Genomic DNA, 17548 nt, shown 5'->3' on the forward strand with positions numbered 1-17548 from the left:
CCGGTGCATGGCGCACGCTCACCAGACTGACTCTGCCCACTGGCTGGCGTGGCTGCGCCCGCGAAGTATTGCTGCGCGTCTGGCATGGGCTTTGGGCGGGCTGGTTTTGATGCTGCTTTTGGTCCTGGGTCAAGGCGCTTGGCAGCTGCGCATGGTGACCGAGCTGACCCGCCACTTCGCCACCGGCGACATGCAACGCTTGTTGCGGGTGCAAACCCTGTCGCAACAAATCGAGGGCGCAGGCAGTGCCCTGGTGCGGTTGGTACATGCGCCCCGTGCGGACCGGGTCCGGGAATATGCGGTTGTCGACGAACGCAACCGGGTGTTGGATGGCATCGTCGAGTCCCTGTCGGAAGATCTGATGGATGCCACCCAAGAAGCGACGCTCGCACGCCTCGTGGCCTCCCGCAAGCAATACGCAGAGGCCTTCATCAACACGGTAGACGAAGTTGAGGCCGAGAACCTGCCCGCGGCAGTGCAGATGCTCAATGAACAGGTCAATCCGGCTTTGAAGGCCCTGTTGCAAGAGTCCCAAGCACTCTTGCAAAGAGAGCGCCAGCGCGTGGAGGCACAGCTTGACAGTGCCTTGGATTTGCTGGAGCGGGTCATGTGGTGGCTGACAGCGCTCTCGGTGCTCGCCATGGTGTTGGCCATTTACGTGGCCTGGCGCACTGCCCGCCGCGTGGTCGGGCCTTTGCTGCAACTGGAAACCGTGGCGAACACTATTGCCGAGGGAGACTACGCCCACCGCATGGCGCTCACCGGCACGCGCGAGGTCGACCGGGTTGGCAGCGCCCTCAACACCATGGCCGAAGCCGTGGCACAGCGTGAGCAACAAATCGTGCGCCTCGCCTACCAAGACAGCTTGACCGGCCTGCCCAATCGCACTGCACTATTAACGCCACTCCAACCGCCCCCTGCCGGACTGAACACGCTGGTTTTGATGGACTTGGCGCGGCTGAAGGGTGTGAACGAAACTCTGGGTTACACCACCGGTGACACCTTGATCCGGGAAATGGCAGTCCGCGCCCACAAAACGCTGGCAGCTGCCGCTCTGGATGGCTGTATCGGCGCGGAGTTCGTGCTGGCTCGCCTATCGGGCGGCACTATGGCGGCTGCGGTGCAGGTGCCTGACCGCGCCGCAGTGGAGCGGCTGCACGTCTTGTGGGAGCGCGCCATGGCACACGGCGTGTCGTGCAGCGGCCACCAGGTGGATTTGAGCTTGGCCTATGGGTGTGCAGATGCGGGCAGCGATCCCGCTGCACCCGTTCCTCCTGTGGCAACACTGTTGCGCAATGCCGAGGTGGCCTTGCACTCCGCCAAACGCGCTGCCGGTAGCTTTGCCTGGTACAGCGAAGCGCAAGAGGCTGCTCGGCTTGACCACCTCAGCTTGGTGTCTGATCTGCGTGTGGCGGTGGCCCAGTCGCAGCTGCAAATGTGGTTGCAGCCCAAGCTCAGTCTGCGCGATGGCCGCCCGGTCGGTGCGGAGGCCTTGGTACGGTGGGCGCACCCTGAGCGGGGCATGGTGTCTCCGGCCGACTTTGTGCCGTTTGCGGAGCAGACCGGCTACATCACCCTGGTCACCGACTGGATGTTGGCCGAGGCCTTGCGCACCTTGCAAACATGGCAGCGCAGTCACCCCGACTTGAGCATTGCCGTGAACCTGAGCACCCGGGACCTGCAGGACCCCGGTTTTGCCCCGCGGCTCGCACAGCGGGTCGCCGCCAGCGGTGTGGACCCGCAGCGGTTGCGCCTGGAGATCACGGAAAGTGGTCTGATGGATGACCCCGCCAAAAGTGTTGCCTTGCTGCATGCCTTGCGCGCTGCGGGCATGCCCTTGTCGATTGACGATTTCGGTACCGGTTACTCGTCGTTGGCCTACTTGCAAAAGTTACCGGTGAGCGAGCTCAAAATTGATCGCAGCTTTGTAGACGGGTTAGACGCCGCGCCCGCCACCCAACGCCTGGTCAAGGCCATGATTGAGATGGGCCACGGCCTGAACCTAATGGTGACGGCTGAAGGTGTTGAGACACCTGCAGAGCGCGATACCTTGAAGGCGTTGGGTTGCGATGTCATGCAAGGCTACCTTGGTAGCCGTCCCCTGCACGGTGAGAAGCTGGATGCCTGGTTGTTATCGAGCACATAGCGCTGTGTGCAGGTAGTTGGCACTGAACCGGGCTGTTGGTGTCATGCCGCGCATTTCAATAAAAAACGGGCGCTAGCGCCCGTTTTACTTGCGCAAGTAGCTATGATTTTTGTAGCTACCTGTTTCTGCTCTAGAGTTACCAGTTGGCTTCCCGTTCGGGGCTGGCGCTGATTTTGTGGATCGAGAGGTCGGCGCCGTCGTATTCCTCTTCCTGGCTCATGCGCAGGCCCATGGTGGCTTTGAGCAGGCCGTACACCACGAACCCGGCCGCAGCCGCCCATGCCACGCCCATGGCGGTGCCGATGAGTTGCGCTGCGAGGTTCACGCCGCCCAGGCCGCCGAACGTAGTGCTGCCAAAAATGCCGGCAGCAATGCCGCCCCAGGTGCCGCACAGGCCGTGCAGCGGCCAGACGCCCAGCACGTCGTCAATCTTCCATTTGTTTTGGGTCAGGGTGAACATCACCACAAAGATGGCGCCCGCCACACCGCCCACTACCAGTGCACCCAGCGGATGCATCAGGTCAGAGCCGGCGCACACGGCCACCAGACCAGCAAGTGGGCCGTTGTGCACAAAGCCGGGGTCGTTCTTGCCCATGAGCAATGCCACCAGCGTGCCGCCCACCATGGCCATCAGCGAGTTCACCGCTACTAGGCCGGACATTTTGTCGAGCAGCTGTGCGCTCATCACATTGAAGCCGAACCAACCCACGATCAAAATCCAAGCGCCCAATGCGAGGAAAGGGATGCTGCTGGGTGGGTGGGCCGACATGGCGCCATCTTTGCGGTAGCGGTTGCTACGTGCGCCGAGCAAGAGCACGGCACCCAAAGCGATCCAGCCGCCTACGGCGTGGACCACCACGCTGCCTGCAAAGTCGTGAAATTCGTCGCCGGTCAGCGCCTTGATCCAGGCCTGCACGCCAAAGTGCTGGTTCCAGACAATGCCTTCAAAGAAGGGGTAAATCACGCCCACGATGACGGCGGTGGCAATCAACTGCGGCCAGAACTTGGCCCGCTCTGCAATGCCGCCTGAAATGATGGCGGGAATAGCGGCGGCAAAGGTCAGCAAGAAGAAGAACTTCACCAGCGCATAACCGTTTTGCGCGGCCAACTGCTCGGCGCCGATAAAGAAGTGCGTGCCATACGCCACGCTGTAGCCCACGGCGAAATACACCACGGTGGACACCGAGAAGTCCACCAGGATCTTGACCAGCGCGTTCACCTGGTTCTTGCGGCGCACGGTGCCGAGTTCCAGAAAGGCAAAACCGGCGTGCATGGCAAGCACCATGATTGCGCCCAACAAAATGAACAAAGCGTCCGCGCCCTGTTTTAGTGCTTCCATACGAGTCCTTTGGTCGTTAAATGCTTGTGCTTGGTGCAAAAGCAGCTCAAAACCGCTTTGCGCACCAAAATCAAGCAAAAAACACGCCAGGGCGTCCAAAGCGGTGCGTCCAAACTCAGGCAATATCGCAACCCATGAATAAAGACCAGTTCAAAAAGCTTGAATCCGACCTCTGGCGCGCTGCAGACAGCCTGCGCGCCAACTCCGATCTCAAGGCCAGCGAATACTCCACGCCCGTGCTGGGCCTCATCTTCCTCAAGTTCGCCGACAACAAATACCGCCAGCATGAAGCGGCCATATTGGCCGAGTACCAAAAGCTCAAAGGCAGCCGCATAGAGAAGAAGCTTTCAGACATCGCCATCGAGCGCTGCGGTTTCTACTTGCCCGACCATGCCCGCTACAGCCACCTGCTGGCCTTGCCTGAGAGAGAAGACATTGCCAACGCCCTCAAGAAGGCCATGCTGGCTATTGAGGAATACAAGCCCGAGCTGGAAGGCGTGCTGCCGCACGACGAGTACTTTCGCCTCACCCGCTCCGCACAAAACAGCGGCCTAGCCCAGCGCCTGCTCAAAATCTTTGCAGACATCCCGGCCGATGCAGGGGGAGACCTGTTCGGCAAAATTTACGAATACTTCCTGTCCAATTTCGCGCTGAGCGAGGGCCAAGGCGGCGGCGAGTTTTTTACGCCGCGCTCAGTCGTCAAACTCATGGTCGAAATCATTGAGCCGCATGGCGGCAAAGTGTTTGACCCGGCCTGTGGCTCGGGCGGCATGTTTGTGCAAAGTGCAGAGTTCATTGCCGCCCATCGTGCTGACGCCGCTGCCCAAAACAAAGCCGAAGACAGCATCTACGTCTACGGCCAAGAGAAAACGCTAGAGACCGTCAAGCTCGCCAAGATGAACTTAGCCGTTAACGGCCTGCGCGGCACCGTCATCCAGGCCAACACCTACACCGAAGACCCCCACGGCAGCCTGGGCCAGTTTGACTACGTGATGGCCAACCCGCCCTTTAATGTGGACGACGTGTCGGTCGCTGCCGTAGAGGGCGACCCGCGCTTCAATACCTACGGCATACCGCGCAACAAAACCAAGCTCAAAAAGGCGGACGAGGGTAAAGAAACCGTGCCCAACGCCAACTACCTGTGGATCAACCTGTTTGCCACCTCGCTCAAGCCCAACGGCCGCGCCGCCCTGGTCATGGCCAACAGCGCCAGCGACGCCAGGCACTCGGAGGCAGACATCCGCCAAGCGCTGATTGAGGCCAACCTCATCTACGGCATGCTCACCATGCCCAGCAACATGTTCTACACCGTGACGCTACCCGCCACGCTGTGGTTCTTTGACAAGGGCAAGACCGACGAGCGCATCTTGTTCATCGACGCGCGCAATGTCTTTACCCAGATAGACCGCGCCCACCGCGAATTCAGCGACGAGCAGGTGGCCAACATCGCCATCATTAGCCAGCTGCACAAAGGCCAGCGCGCCAACTTTGTGGCGCTGGTAGACCACTACTTTGCGCAAGGCGTGGCCAGCCTGCACGCCCACCAAGCCAGTGTGGACGCCCTGTGCGCCCAGCTCTTCGAAGCGCTGGAAGACACCGCCGCCCGCCAAACCGTGACGGACCTGAAGACACAGTGGACGGGCCTGGCCAAGCTCGAAGACCGCTACGCCACCTACATGGACAGCGTGGCTGCCGTTCAGGCTGAGCCTGTCGAAGCCAAAGCGCTAGACGCCCACAACACCGCCCAGCACAAACTGCACGCCGCCTTTGCGCCCTTCTTTACCGCCCTGCACGCCAGCCTCAAAGCGCTAGACAAAACCCTGCGCCAGCTGGAAAAGCAGCAGGCCGATGCCGCCCAAGCCCAAGGCAAACGCGGCAGCACAGACCGCACCACCAAAGCTCTGAAGACTGCACTGGAAGCCCTGCACACCGAAGTGAAAGAGTCCGAAAGCTGGTTTGCCCACATCGCCTGGCTGCAAGCGCGCTTTCCCAAAGCGCAGTACGGAGACGTCACTGGCCTGTGCAAACTGGCCACCCGCCAAGAGGTGGCAGAGCAAGACTGGTCCCTCAACCCCGGCCGCTACGTGGGCGTGGTGATTGAGGAAGACGGCAAGACCGAAGAAGAATTCATCACCGGCCTGCTGGAGATGAACGCCGAGCTGACCCGCCTGAACGCGGAGGCGCGGGTGCTGGAAGATGTGATTGCGGGGAATGTGGCTTTGTTGGCGGGGGAGGAATGACCGCTAGAGACAAAGTGCCATTTGGCGACTTGCTGCTAGATAGCAAAGATGGCGAGTGGGGTGAGGGCGCTCCTGGCGTTGGCCTTGTTGCCGCAGACATGATTCGTGGTACTGACTTTGCAGAATTGAACAGTCCAGCAAAAGTTTTGCCTCGGCGGTACGTCAATGAGAAACATGCGATGCGAAAGCGTTTGCAAGTTGGTGACATCGTTTTTGAAATGGCTGGCGGTACTGCCAAACAGTCCACTGGCAGAAGTGCACTGATTACAAAAGCCTTTCTCGACCAGCGTGGTGATACGACGGTTTTGTGCGCGAGCTTTTGTCGTCACCTCCGACTTGACCAATCGAAGTACGACCCGCAATACGTTTCATATGTTTTGCAGGCGCTCTACGGTGCGGGCTATATGGCCGTTTTTAACGTCCAGCACACAGGCGTTTCACGTTTCCAATACACGAGCTTCAAAAAGCACACGGTGTTGGTGATGCCGTCGTTGGCAGTGCAGCAAAAAATCGCTGCCATCCTCTCCGCCTACGACGACCTAATCGCCAACAACCAGCGCCGCATCACCCTGCTGGAGCGCATGGCCGAAGATATCTACCGCGAATGGTTCGTCCGCCTGCGCTTTCCCGGTCATGAGAACGTCAAGATTGAAAAGGGTGTGCCGCAGGGGTGGGAGCTTGCATCACTCGCCAGCCTGGGTACCTATCTCAATGGCTACGCATTTGACCCAACAGAGTGGTTTGAAGAGGGGATACCGATTATCAAAATTCGGGAGATGACATCGGGCATCACTGCTGAGACACCAAGAAATCCTGGTCAAGCGATACCTTCACGCTATCACTTTGGCAACGATGAAATCATCTTCTCGTGGTCAGCGACGCTACTCGTCAAAATTTGGGACCAGGGACCAGGCCTGCTGAATCAGCACTTGTTTAAGGTGACGCCCGCAAACGGGGTCTCGAAGAGCTTCTTATTCTTTTCGATCAAATTTAGCTTGCCCATTTTTGAGTCGCTGACGACCGGGTCAACAATGAAGCACATCAAGCGCAAAGAGCTAGAGACAGTCAAAGTCATGAGGCCTGTACCGGACTTGATTGAACGGTTTGATAGCGTCGTTGAACCCATCCTGGCGCAAGTACTTCAGCTAACAAAGGCGAATAGAGAGCTGATCGCTACCCGCGACGCCCTGCTCCCCCGCCTGATCTCCGGCAAGCTGTCCGTGGATGCGCTGGACATCCGCTTTCCGCCGGGAATGGCGAGTGTGAATGCGTAGTTCACTATGGTTTTGATAGCAATTTACGCATATTCCATGGGGGCTAGAGGCTAATTTTATGAAAATAATGGATAAAACATCAGTGATTTAGAACCCACGCCGATAGAATGCCTTTACTCAATTACCCTCAAATTTATTAACCTTTGGGTTAACATCTTGAAAATCCTGTCAATTCAACAAGCCAAGTTCCATGTCGGGGCCGTTGTCCAAGAAAAGGGTGATGGCACGCTGACATGTGATTTGCTGGACGATTTCAACGATATCGAGGCCACCTATGAAGCATCCAGAAACCGCATATTGGAATATTTCAAGCAGGTGGCAGCAGGTGGTCCGCAAGCGCTGAATACAGCGCAGTGCCATCAGGTAGATGCAAACAACAAGATTTACGAATTCATCGCAGGTAAGTTACGCGTATTGTTTTTCCAGAGTGCCAAAGGCAATTTGGTCATATGCACACACATGTTCTTGAAGAAGACACAGAAAACGCCACCTAAAGACGTGAACAAGGCCATCAGGGCCAAGAAAGAATACGAGAAAGCCGAGAATTCGGGCCTCGTTGATTGGAGAAAACAAATATGAGTAAGAGTTTTGGTCAGTTGTATGCAAAAGTGGAGTCCACACCGGCCTATCAAGCAGAAAAACTGGCTGTGTCCTTTCTCGCCGAACTCAATGCATTTATGCAAGCGCACGGGTTGACTAACGCGGACTTGGCGCGACGGGTGGGCGTGTCCCCGGCGTATATCACCAAGGTGTTTCGTGGGCCTTCCAACATGTCAATTGAAACTCTGACCAAGCTGGCAGACGCGGTTGGTTGCAAGGTGCACCTGCACTTGGCCAACCATAGCGCCGATGTGCGCTGGTTCGACGTTTTCCAGCAACGCACTGTGAATCGTGGAATTGATCCACAGGCTGCAGATTTCATGCGTGTCATGAATGAGCTTCAACCGATTAGCGAGGCTGAGAATGATGAGAAATTCGCCTTTGCGGCTTAAGGAGCTGTTTTTCCCAAAGGTGTCGGTTACGGCCCTAGTTCCAAAAAGTCCCGAGTCTGCAAGTCGTGAAATTGATATTGACGATTTGGAGATCAGCTTCGGCCTAGATTTCAAAGCAGATGGGACGCTAGCCAGTGCTGGTTTGAAGGTTGGCAGTAAGAAGGCGAGTGCTGAAGACGTAAGCTTTTATGACATTGAGATTGAAGCGTTTGCCAACTTTGAAGTGAATGGTCCAGAGCATCAAGACGCGATGGCTGTCTATTTGCGCAAGTTTGCGGCAGCTGCGGCGTTAATTGGGGCGGCACGAGAGCAGGTTGCGTTAATGACCGCACGCGGACCCTGGGGTGTCGTGATGTTGCCCATCATCAGCATGGACCGGGTTGTTGGCGCCCCGCCAAAGAAGGCAGCTTTGCCCGAGGTGGAGTCCAAGAAAACCACCAAGGCCAAAAAGTTACCTGCCAAGCCGGCATAGCCTGATTTCCAGCAAGCTGTTCGCAGATGCGCTGAGTATCCGCTTTACGCCGGGGATGACGGACGCGGATGTGCAATTCACTATGAATTTGATAGTTGCTCGCGCACATTTCATAAGGGCTATTGGCATATTTGATCTGTAAATGAAGCCGCAGAAACAAGAAAACCCGCCTAGGCGGGTTTTTTGTTTGGGCATCGCCTACTTATGCGCCCTTCTTCTGCCGATCTCGTGTGGCAGGCGCAGCTGGGGCTTCTTCGGCTTTGGCGCGCTGTAATTGCTCCGCATAGTCGTGCGCAATTATCTTCAGCTCGCTCGCAGCAAAGCTCTGGAGCACTTGGCGCATCAGGGTTTGGTAGCCCATGCCGCCGTTGATGGTGGCAATGTTCTTGAAGTCTTCAATCAGCGAGCCTGGAAGGCGGATGGAGATGAGCTTTAAGCCCAGGGCGTCATCCACAGCTCTATCTGCGTTTGGTTCTGCCGTGGCTACTGATCGCGCATCAGTGCCCAGCAGTCGCTCGTCCCATGCTTCGGAGGTACCCCTAATTTTTTTGGTCATTTTCACTTACTTGTATCAACAGACTGAGTCCAGTCAAAAGTGGTTGAACTTCTCAAAATCGCTCATTTAAGCGTGAGTAGTTGGAAAGAAATTATCGAAAAGACTCAGAATTCTAAAGATTTCCATCAGTTTTTGTATATACAAAATGTAAGGTCTGCTATCTCCAGCGGCCCCTATGAAATTTGCTTTGCTGATGAAATCGCGTTTGTAGCTACAATGTGGCTACGTACTGCAAAAAACTTCAAATCTAAATTCAATCAAACGCAATACTCAAAAACTAAACGACTAAACGACTAAACGACTAAACGACTAAACGACTAAACGACTAAACGACTATGCAAGCAGCAACGTATGGAAAGTCAGCCGAAGTCCGTTCGCGGATTGAGCCTGACTTGAAGAAACAATCTACCGAAGTGCTCGCCGATTTGGGTCTTGACCTGAGCGGTGCTATCCGGTTGTTTCTGCGGCAGGTGGTGGAAGTGGGGGGCTTGCCTTTCGAGGTACGCAAACCCACGCCAGAAACGGTTGCGGCAATGATGGAGGCCCGCGCTATGTCGGCGGCGCGATACGGCTCTTCGAAAGAACTTTTTGATGGTCTCGACAAACAAGCCGGCAAAGGCAAAGCGCGCGCCTCTGCCAAGAAAGGCTGATTACACGCGGCAATTTGGCAAAGATTGGGAGAAGCTGACCCACTCAGGTAAACAGGATATGAGGCGTCTCAAAGACGTCATGCTGCTCTTGATTGCCAATGAAGGGGCGCTACCAGCGGAGTGGTTAGACCACGAGCTGATCGGCGAATGGGCTGACCACCGTGAATGCCATGCCAAGGGTGATTTGCTATTGATATACAAATTGGAGGCAGACAGCGTGATTTTTGTTCGCGCTGGAACGCACTCTGAGTTGTTTGGCCGCTAGTCAGGAGAGCCCGCTTCGGCGGGCTTTTTTGCGTCTTATCATCAATCCATGCCCAACTTCATCACCGAAGATCAGATAGAGCAGGCGCTACTGCAGCGTTTGCAGCATGTGTGTGGCTTTGACGTGCTGGAGTGCTACACGCTCGACCCCGCCGACCTGAACGACGGCTCGGGCCGCCTGGACAAGCGCGATGTGCTGCTGCCGCAGCGGCTGCGCGAGGCAGCCATACGCCTGAACCCCGATGTGCCAGAGGCCACGGTGGACGCAGCATTGGCGCAACTGGCCGACCGGCGCCAGGCCATGAGCCTGGTGGCGGCCAACCGTGAGGTGGACAACCTGCTGCGCAACGGTATATCGGTGCGCTTTGATGATGCGCAAGGCCGCCCGCAACAGCAACAGCTGCGCCTGATCGACTTTGGGCCGGACGGCGCCACAACCAACAAGTTTTTGGCGGTAACGCAGTTGTGGATCAAGTGCACCAGCCCCACCGCATTGGCGGACTACCGCCGCCCCGATGTGCTGCTGTATGTGAATGGCATTCCGCTGGTGTTTGTGGAGCTGAAGAACTCCAACGTGAAGCTGAAAACGGCCTACACCGACAACCTGACCAACTACAAGCACGATATTCCGCAGCTCTTCATCACCAATGCCTTGTGCGTGTTATCCAACGCAGTAGAAACCCGCGTGGGCAGCTTGACGGGCCAGTGGGAGCATTTCTTTGGCTGGCTGCGAGTGAATGACGAAAAAGAGAAGGTAGACCGTGCGGCCATTGCCGAAGGCGGCACCAGCCTGGAGCGGCTGGTGGAGGGCTTGTTTTTGCGGCACCGCCTGCTGGACTATGTGGAAAACTTTGTGCTCTTCCACCGGGAAACCAACAAGATCATTGCGCAGAATCACCAATTCATTGGTGTGAACCATGCGCTGGCACAGTTTGAAGAGCGCAACGCCAAGCCTGCAGGCCAGAAAGGAAAACTGGGCGTGTTTTGGCACACGCAGGGCTCGGGCAAGAGCTTTTCGATGGTGTTTTATGTGCGCAAGATTTTCCGCAAGCTCACGGGCAACTTCACCTTTGTGGTGGTGACGGACCGCGACGACTTGGATGGCCAGATTTACCGTAATTTCTTGAACACCGGCACGGTAAAAGCAGCAGACGCGGCACAACCTACCGACAGCGAAGACCTGCGCAAGTTTTTGGGCAAAAACAAGCGACTGGTGTTCACGCTGATTCAGAAGTTTCGCTACGCCAAGGGGGCCAAGTACCCGGTGTTGTCCGAGCGCGATGACATTGTGGTGATCGTGGACGAAGCGCACCGCACGCAATACAAAAGCCTGGCCGAGAACATGCGCGCCGGTCTGCCTAACGCCAGCTACCTGGCCTTTACCGGCACGCCGCTCTTGGGGCGCGACCGCAAGACCAACGAGTGGTTTGGCGACTATGTGTCGGAGTACACCTTTCAACAGTCCATGGAAGACGGTGCAACGGTGCCGCTTTTCTACCAAAAGCGTGTGCCTGAAATGCTGGTGCAGAACGAAGACCTGAGCGAGGAGTTTTGCCAGATCGTTGAAGAGGAAAACCTGGACGAAGCGCAGCAAGAGAAGCTGGAAAAGCGCTTTGCCACCGAGATGCAGGTCATTACCCGCGATGACCGGCTGGAGACGATTGCCAAGGACATCGTTTTCCACTTTCCTCGCCGGGGCTACCTGGGCAAGGGCATGGTGGTGTCGGTGGATAAGTTCACCGCTGTCAAGATGTATGACAAGTTGCAGCATTACTGGAAGGCAGAAATCAAAGCACTGCTGGGCCGCATTACCCAGACCGCCAATGATGTGGAAAAGCAGCGCCTGAAGAAGACGGTGGAGTGGATGCGCCGCGTGGAGATGGCGGTGGTGGTGAGCGAGGAAGCGGGGGAGGAAGAAAAATTTGCCAACCGCAAGCTCAACATCAAGCCCCACCGGGACCGCATGGCCCGCCTAGACGCGCAGGGCCACGATATTGAATACAACTTCAAGGACGAAGGCGACCCCCTGCAGCTGGTGTTTGTGTGCGCCATGTGGCTTACCGGCTTTGATGCGCCCACTGTCTCTACGCTGTACCTCGACAAGCCAATGAAAGACCACACCCTGATGCAAACCATTGCACGGGCCAACCGGGTGTCGCCGTATGCCATTGGCGGGGTGGAAAAGAAGAACGGCGAAATCGTTGATTACTACAACGTGTTTCGCAATATGAAGAAGGCGCTGAAAGACTACGCGCAAGGCGAAGAGGGGCTGGACGAGCCGCCCGTAAAAGACAAAGACGCTTTGTTTACCTTGCTGGACGACGCTGTGGAGCAAGCACTGGCTTACTGCAGTGCGATTGGTATTGGTCTGCGTGACGTGTTGGCCACCGAAGACGTCTTTTCCAAGGTGGGCATGTTCAATGGGTTTGCGGATGTGTTGCTGCGCAACGATGAGTCACGCCGCAGCTTCTATGTGTATGAAAACACCGTGTCGGCCTTGTACGAGGCTTGCAAGCCGGAGGTACTGGGCCGCAACAAGGCGCGGGTGGTTGCTGCGCTGGCCTATCTCCGTGGGGTGACAGAGGCGCTGGTAGAGCAGCAAGACATAGACAAGGTGGCGCAGCGGGTTGCAGACCTGCTGGACGAAAGCGTGGTGGTTAACAACGCAGACGGATTCAAGGCCAAGGAGTTTGAAGCACAGTACCAAATCATCAAACGTGGGCGGACGTGGGACTTGAGCCGCATTGACTTTGACAAACTGCGTGAAGACTTTGGCGCAGCGATCTACAAGAACATTGAGATTGCGGATTTGCGTGGTTTTATCGCCCACAAGTTGGAACTGATGCTGGCCCAGAACAGCACACGAAGCCCGTTTGCACAGCGGTTTCAGGCCATCATTGACAAGTACAACGCGGGCGGCTCATCGACAGAGCAGTACTTTGAAGACTTGGTGCAATACAGCCAAGATTTGGCGGCTGAGGCAGAGCGACATGTGCGAGAGGGGTTGACCGAAGATGAGTTGGAAATTTTCGACTTGTTGCGCAAAGATGCCATGACGCAAGCGGAGACGCAAAAGGTAAAGCTCGCTGCCAAGGCGCTTCTGCATAGGCTAAAAGACGAACAGCCAAATGTGTTGGTGCAAGACTGGTACAAAACAGACCAAACGCGGCGGCGAGTTCGCTCTGCGGTTGCAGAGGTGTTGAACCGCGAGCTACCAGAAGAGGGTTATGACCGCGCCCAGTTTCAGTCGACCTGCGACAACGTGTTTCACTTGGTATTGGACTACGCGGCACAGGGTAAAAAGTGGGCTGTTTAGCCTCAAATCCCTGTCCGTTGCTATACTTCTGGCACACAGCGCCAATTTGCTCCAGCTTGCGGGCGCTTAATAAATTCAGCTAAACACGGACCCGCCTTCAGGCATTGCAACCCGGCCCGCGTTTAGCGTTGCCGGGTTTTGTTTTTATGCTGATTGCCACACCCCAGACCATGCGCTTTGATGCCCCTTTGCAGTTGCAAAGCGGGGCGTGCATCCACGGCTATTCCTTGAGTTACGAGACTTACGGCACGCTCAATGCCGACAAGTCCAATGCGGTGCTGGTGTGCCACGCCCTGAACGCCTCGCACCATGTGGCGGGTGTTTATGAAGGTCAAGACAAGTCCGAAGGCTGGTGGGACAACATGATCGGCCCGGGCAAGTCGGTCGATACGAATAAGTTCTTTGTCATCGGCATCAACAACCTGGGCTCTTGTTTTGGCTCTACCGGGCCGATGCATACCCACCCTGACACGGGCAAGGTCTATGGCGCGGACTTTCCAGTGGTTACCGTGGAAGACTGGGTGAATGCCCAAGCCCTGCTGCTCGACGCGTTGGGCATCCAGACGCTAGCTGCGGTCTTGGGCGGCAGCTTGGGCGGCATGCAGGCCCTGAGCTGGACGCTGCAATACCCTGAGCGCATGCGCCACGCGGTGGTGGTGGCCAGTGCGCCCAACCTGAATGCCGAAAACATTGCCTTCAATGAAGTAGCGCGCCGCGCCATCGTGACTGATCCCGACTTCCATGGCGGGCACTTTTATGAGCACGGTGTGATCCCCAAGCGTGGCTTGCGCATTGCCCGCATGATCGGCCACATCACCTACCTGAGCGACGATGTGATGAACGCCAAGTTCGGCCGCGAGCTCAAAGACAAAGTGCTGGCCAGTGCCAACGGCTACAAGTACAGCACGCAGGAGGTGGAGTTCCAGATCGAGAGCTACCTGCGCTACCAGGGCGACAAGTTTGCCGAGTACTTTGACGCCAACACCTACCTGCTGATCACCCGCGCGCTCGATTACTTTGACCCGGCCAAAGCCTATGGCGGCGACCTGAGCCAGGCCCTGGCTCGGACGCGCGCGAAGTTCTTGCTGGTGAGCTTCACGACCGATTGGCGCTTCAGCCCTCAACGCAGCCGCGAGGTAGTGAAGGCCCTCTTGGACAACAAGCGTGACGTGAGCTACGCCGAAATCGACGCACCCCACGGTCATGATGCCTTTTTGCTCGATGACGCCCGTTACATGAGCGTGATGCGCTCTTATTTCGATAGCATTTCCACGGGTTTGGAGGTGGCAGCATGACCGACTTGAATACCTTACATGCGATTGCCAGCTTGGTGCCTGAAGGCTCGCGCGTGCTGGACCTCGGTTGCGGCGACGGCGCCCTGCTGGACCACCTGCAGCGCGAGCGCGGCTGCAGCGGTTACGGCGTGGAGCTGGACGATGCCAATGTGCTGGCCTGCGTGAAGCGCGGCGTGAATGTGCTGCAGCTCAACCTTGACCAAGGCCTCACCGTGTTTGAGGACGCCAGCTTCGATGTAGTGCTGCAGATCGACACCCTGCAACACCTGCGCAACGCCGAGACCATGTTGCGTGAAACCGCTCGCGTGGGGCGGGTCGGTATCGTGGCATTTCCCAACTTTGCCCATTGGCCCAACCGCCTGAGCATCTTGCAGGGGCGTATGCCGGTGACCAAGCGCCTGCCTTACCAGTGGTACGACACGCCCAACATTCGCGTGGGCACCCATGCGGACCTCGAGGTATTGGCAGCGCGCAATGGATTGCGCGTGTTGGATAGTTTTGGCTTGCAGGACGGTCGCACGGTGCGTTGGTTGCCGAACTTGCGGGCCGGCACTTCGGTGTACAAATTGGCGCGTTAGTGCGACGTTTTGCGGGTAAGCCAGCGGCTGTAGGGGGCGGCGCGCATGGCATGATGGATGCTTGGCTTAATTTGCAGCAGGAGCTCCATGAACGCCCGCGTTCCCTCGTCCGTTTTCGATACCGCCCAAGCCCTTGACCACGTCAGCGCGGCTTGGGATCAGGACATCGTCCACCGCCTGACCGATTACATCCGCATCCCGGCCAAGTCGCCGATGTTTGACCCCGACTGGGCTTCGGCAGGCTTGCTCGATACCGTAGTGCGCAACACCGCCCAGTGGATCGAAGCCCAGAAAGTACCCGGCCTGACGCTGGAAGTCATCCGCCTCGAGGGCCGCACGCCGGTCCTGTTTTTCGAAGTCGAGGCCAGTGGTGGCGAAGCCGGCGAACAGCCGGCCTCCGGCCAGACAGTGCTGATGTATGGCCATTTGGACAAGCAGCCCGAGTTCTCCGGCTGGCGCAACGACCTCGGACCTTGGACACCCAAATATGAGAACGGTAAGCTCTATGGCCGTGGTGGCGCGGACGATGGCTATGCCGCGTATGCCGCCATTGCCGCCCTGCAAGCGCTCAAGGCCCAAAAACTGCGCCACCCGCGCATCGTGGGTTTGATTGAGACCTGCGAAGAAAGCGGTTCTTACGACCTGCTGCACTATGTGGATGCGCTCAAGCCCCGGTTGGGCGAGGTCGGGCTGGTGGTCTGCCTGGACTCCGGTGCCGGCAATTACGACCAGCTCTGGCTGACCAACAGTCTGCGCGGCATGGCCAGCGGGGTGTTGAAAGTGGAAATACTGACCGAGGGCATTCACTCGGGGGATGCCAGTGGTTTGGTGCCGTCCAGCTTCCGCATCCTGCGCCAGGTGCTGGACCGGTTGGAAGACAGCAAGACCGGTCATCTGCTGCCCTCCAACTTCCATTGCGAGGTGCCTGTGCAGCGGATGCAGCAGGCCCAAGCAACCGCAGCAATATTGGGTGACGAGCTCTTCAAGCGTTTTCCGTGGGCCCACTACGATTGCGGCGGCGCCACCACGTTCGCGCTGCCCACGACCTCCGACCCGTTGGAAGCCCTGCTCAAGCGCACCTGGCAGCCAACTCTGAGCGTGACTGGCGCCGATGGTTTTCCGGATATTCAGAATGCAGGCAATGTGCTGCGGCCCTACACCGCGTTCAAGCTGAGTCTGCGGCTGCCACCCTTGGTGGAAGCTTCTGCTGCGGTCCAAGAACTCAAGGCGCTCTTGGAAGACAACGCGCCCTACCAGGCCAAGGTGACTTTTGAAGGTCTGTCCAGCGCAACTGGCTGGAATGCGCCGGATACCGCTCCCTGGTTTGACGCAGCACTGAACGATGCTTCGAATGCGCATTTCGGTGCGCCTTGCGGCCACATCGGTCAGGGCGGCACGATCCCGTTGATGAACATGCTCTCCAAGGGCTTTCCCAAGGCGCAGATGATGGTCTGCGGCGTACTGGGACCCAAGAGTAACGCCCATGGTCCCAACGAGTTTTTGCATGTACCCTACGCCAAAAAACTCACAGCAGCGGTAGCGCAAGTGATCTCCCGATTCCCTTGAACAGGCAGGAATGCATGGCCTCTGATTCGACTCTCAGCACATTTACCGCCAATGACGGTGACAACCTGGCCGTGCAGGACTGGCCGCTGGAGCCCGGTGTTCCAGTGCGCGGTGTGGTCCTCATCGTGCATGGCTTGGGCGAACATGCGGGCCGCTACCAGCATGTAGCGGAGCAGCTGAATCAATGGGGCTTTGCGGTTCGCGGCTATGACCAATGCGGCCATGGTGAAAGCTCCGGCCTTCCTGGTAGCTTGCGGTCGGATACACGGCTTCTGGATGATTTGGCCGATCTCGTGGACTCCACGAGGGCACGCTTCAAACCCGGCACGCCTTTGATTGTGCTGGGACACAGCATGGGCGGCTTGGTCGCAGGCCGCTTTGTCTCGCTGGGGCTGCGCAAGATCGATGCCTTGGTGCTGTCTTCGCCGGCCTTCAATCCCGGCATGAATGCCTTCCAAAAATTTCTGGTCTCGGTATTGCCCAAGATCGTGCCCAACTTGCGTGTGGGCAATGGCCTGAATGCGGCGCACATCTCGCACGACCCTGCTGTGGTCCGCGCGTACCTCGAAGACCGGCTGGTGCATGACCGGATTTCGGCGCGTCTGGCGCAATTCATTGCGACGCAGGGCGAGGCGACCTTGCAGGCAGCCCCTTCATGGACCGTGCCCACGCTCTTGATGTATGCCGGGGATGATCGTTTGGTCAACCCCCAAGGTAGCCGCGACTTTGCCGCTGCAGCCCCCGCCTCGTTGGTGAAGTCAGTCTGTTTTGACGGTTTTTTCCATGAGATTTTCAATGAGCCCGATGCCACGCCGGTTTTTAATACCTTGCGTGATTGGCTGGACAAGCGCTTTTGACGT

15 protein-coding genes are annotated in these 17548 nt (G+C 57.4%); 13 read left to right on the forward strand and 2 right to left on the reverse strand.

From position 1 onward, the window contains the following. Positions 1-7 precede the first annotated feature (7 nt). Positions 8-2146: a putative bifunctional diguanylate cyclase/phosphodiesterase gene (locus RAE19_RS09755; protein ID WP_313874701.1), complete on the forward strand. Its 2139-nt coding sequence runs from the start codon at positions 8-10 to the stop codon at positions 2144-2146. 136 nt (positions 2147-2282) lie between these two features. Here RAE19_RS09755 and RAE19_RS09760 read toward each other — a convergent pair whose 3' ends face one another. Beyond that, positions 2283-3485 (reverse strand): ammonium transporter, encoded by a 1203-nt coding sequence (locus RAE19_RS09760; RefSeq protein ID WP_313874702.1) that lies wholly within the window; start codon positions 3483-3485, stop codon positions 2283-2285. Between the two features lie 134 nt (positions 3486-3619). Between RAE19_RS09760 and RAE19_RS09765 the strand changes: the two genes are divergently transcribed. The 5 genes from RAE19_RS09765 (at position 3620) to RAE19_RS09785 (ending at position 8463) form a co-directional block, all read left to right on the forward strand. Then, positions 3620-5725 (forward strand): type I restriction-modification system subunit M, encoded by a 2106-nt coding sequence (locus RAE19_RS09765; protein ID WP_313874703.1) that lies wholly within the window; start codon positions 3620-3622, stop codon positions 5723-5725. Then, a complete protein-coding gene (locus RAE19_RS09770) occupies positions 5722-6999 on the forward strand; it encodes a restriction endonuclease subunit S (RefSeq protein WP_313874704.1) in 1278 nt (425 codons plus the stop codon). Before RAE19_RS09765 ends, RAE19_RS09770 begins: the two co-directional genes overlap by 4 nt. A 156-nt stretch (positions 7000-7155) precedes the next feature. Next, positions 7156-7578, forward strand: a complete 423-nt coding sequence (locus tag RAE19_RS09775) for a type II toxin-antitoxin system RelE/ParE family toxin (RefSeq protein WP_313874705.1) — start codon at positions 7156-7158, stop codon at positions 7576-7578. Then, entirely contained in the window at positions 7560-7991 is a 432-nt protein-coding gene (locus tag RAE19_RS09780; protein WP_313874706.1) for a helix-turn-helix domain-containing protein, read from the forward strand. Before RAE19_RS09775 ends, RAE19_RS09780 begins: the two co-directional genes overlap by 19 nt. Then, positions 7966-8463 (forward strand): hypothetical protein, encoded by a 498-nt coding sequence (locus tag RAE19_RS09785; protein WP_313874707.1) that lies wholly within the window; start codon positions 7966-7968, stop codon positions 8461-8463. Before RAE19_RS09780 ends, RAE19_RS09785 begins: the two co-directional genes overlap by 26 nt. 202 nt (positions 8464-8665) lie before the next feature. On the opposite strand, the gene RAE19_RS09790 is transcribed toward RAE19_RS09785, so the two are convergent. After that, positions 8666-9019 (reverse strand): hypothetical protein, encoded by a 354-nt coding sequence (locus RAE19_RS09790; RefSeq protein WP_313874708.1) that lies wholly within the window; start codon positions 9017-9019, stop codon positions 8666-8668. A gap of 335 nt (positions 9020-9354) precedes the next feature. On the opposite strand from RAE19_RS09790, the gene RAE19_RS09795 reads away from it, so the two are divergent. From RAE19_RS09795 to RAE19_RS09825, 7 genes are all read left to right on the forward strand, one after another. Further along, the gene (locus RAE19_RS09795; RefSeq protein ID WP_430962525.1) at positions 9355-9669 is read left to right on the forward strand and encodes a type II toxin-antitoxin system RelB/DinJ family antitoxin; all 315 of its coding nucleotides are present in this window, start codon (positions 9355-9357) and stop codon (positions 9667-9669) included. Then, positions 9611-9934 carry a type II toxin-antitoxin system YafQ family toxin gene (locus RAE19_RS09800; protein ID WP_313874710.1) on the forward strand — a complete coding sequence of 108 codons (324 nt, stop codon included), beginning with the start codon at positions 9611-9613 and terminating at the stop codon, positions 9932-9934. The genes RAE19_RS09795 and RAE19_RS09800 overlap by 59 nt, the downstream gene beginning before the upstream one ends. Before the next feature lie 48 nt (positions 9935-9982). Further along, entirely contained in the window at positions 9983-13249 is a 3267-nt protein-coding gene (locus RAE19_RS09805; protein WP_313874711.1) for a type I restriction endonuclease subunit R, read from the forward strand. 146 nt (positions 13250-13395) lie between these two features. Continuing rightward, positions 13396-14544 (forward strand): homoserine O-succinyltransferase MetX, encoded by a 1149-nt coding sequence (metX, locus tag RAE19_RS09810; protein WP_313874712.1) that lies wholly within the window; start codon positions 13396-13398, stop codon positions 14542-14544. Further along, the gene (metW, locus tag RAE19_RS09815; protein WP_313874713.1) at positions 14541-15122 is read left to right on the forward strand and encodes a methionine biosynthesis protein MetW; all 582 of its coding nucleotides are present in this window, start codon (positions 14541-14543) and stop codon (positions 15120-15122) included. Before metX ends, metW begins: the two co-directional genes overlap by 4 nt. 87 nt (positions 15123-15209) lie before the next feature. Continuing rightward, a complete protein-coding gene (locus tag RAE19_RS09820) occupies positions 15210-16688 on the forward strand; it encodes a M20/M25/M40 family metallo-hydrolase (RefSeq protein ID WP_313874714.1) in 1479 nt (492 codons plus the stop codon). 14 nt (positions 16689-16702) lie between these two features. After that, positions 16703-17545 carry an alpha/beta hydrolase gene (locus RAE19_RS09825; protein ID WP_313874715.1) on the forward strand — a complete coding sequence of 281 codons (843 nt, stop codon included), beginning with the start codon at positions 16703-16705 and terminating at the stop codon, positions 17543-17545. The last annotated feature ends 3 nt before the right edge of the window (positions 17546-17548 follow it).

Source organism: Rhodoferax potami (assembly GCF_032193805.1).
GTDB classification, from domain to species: Bacteria; Pseudomonadota; Gammaproteobacteria; order Burkholderiales; family Burkholderiaceae_C; genus Allorhodoferax; species Allorhodoferax potami_A.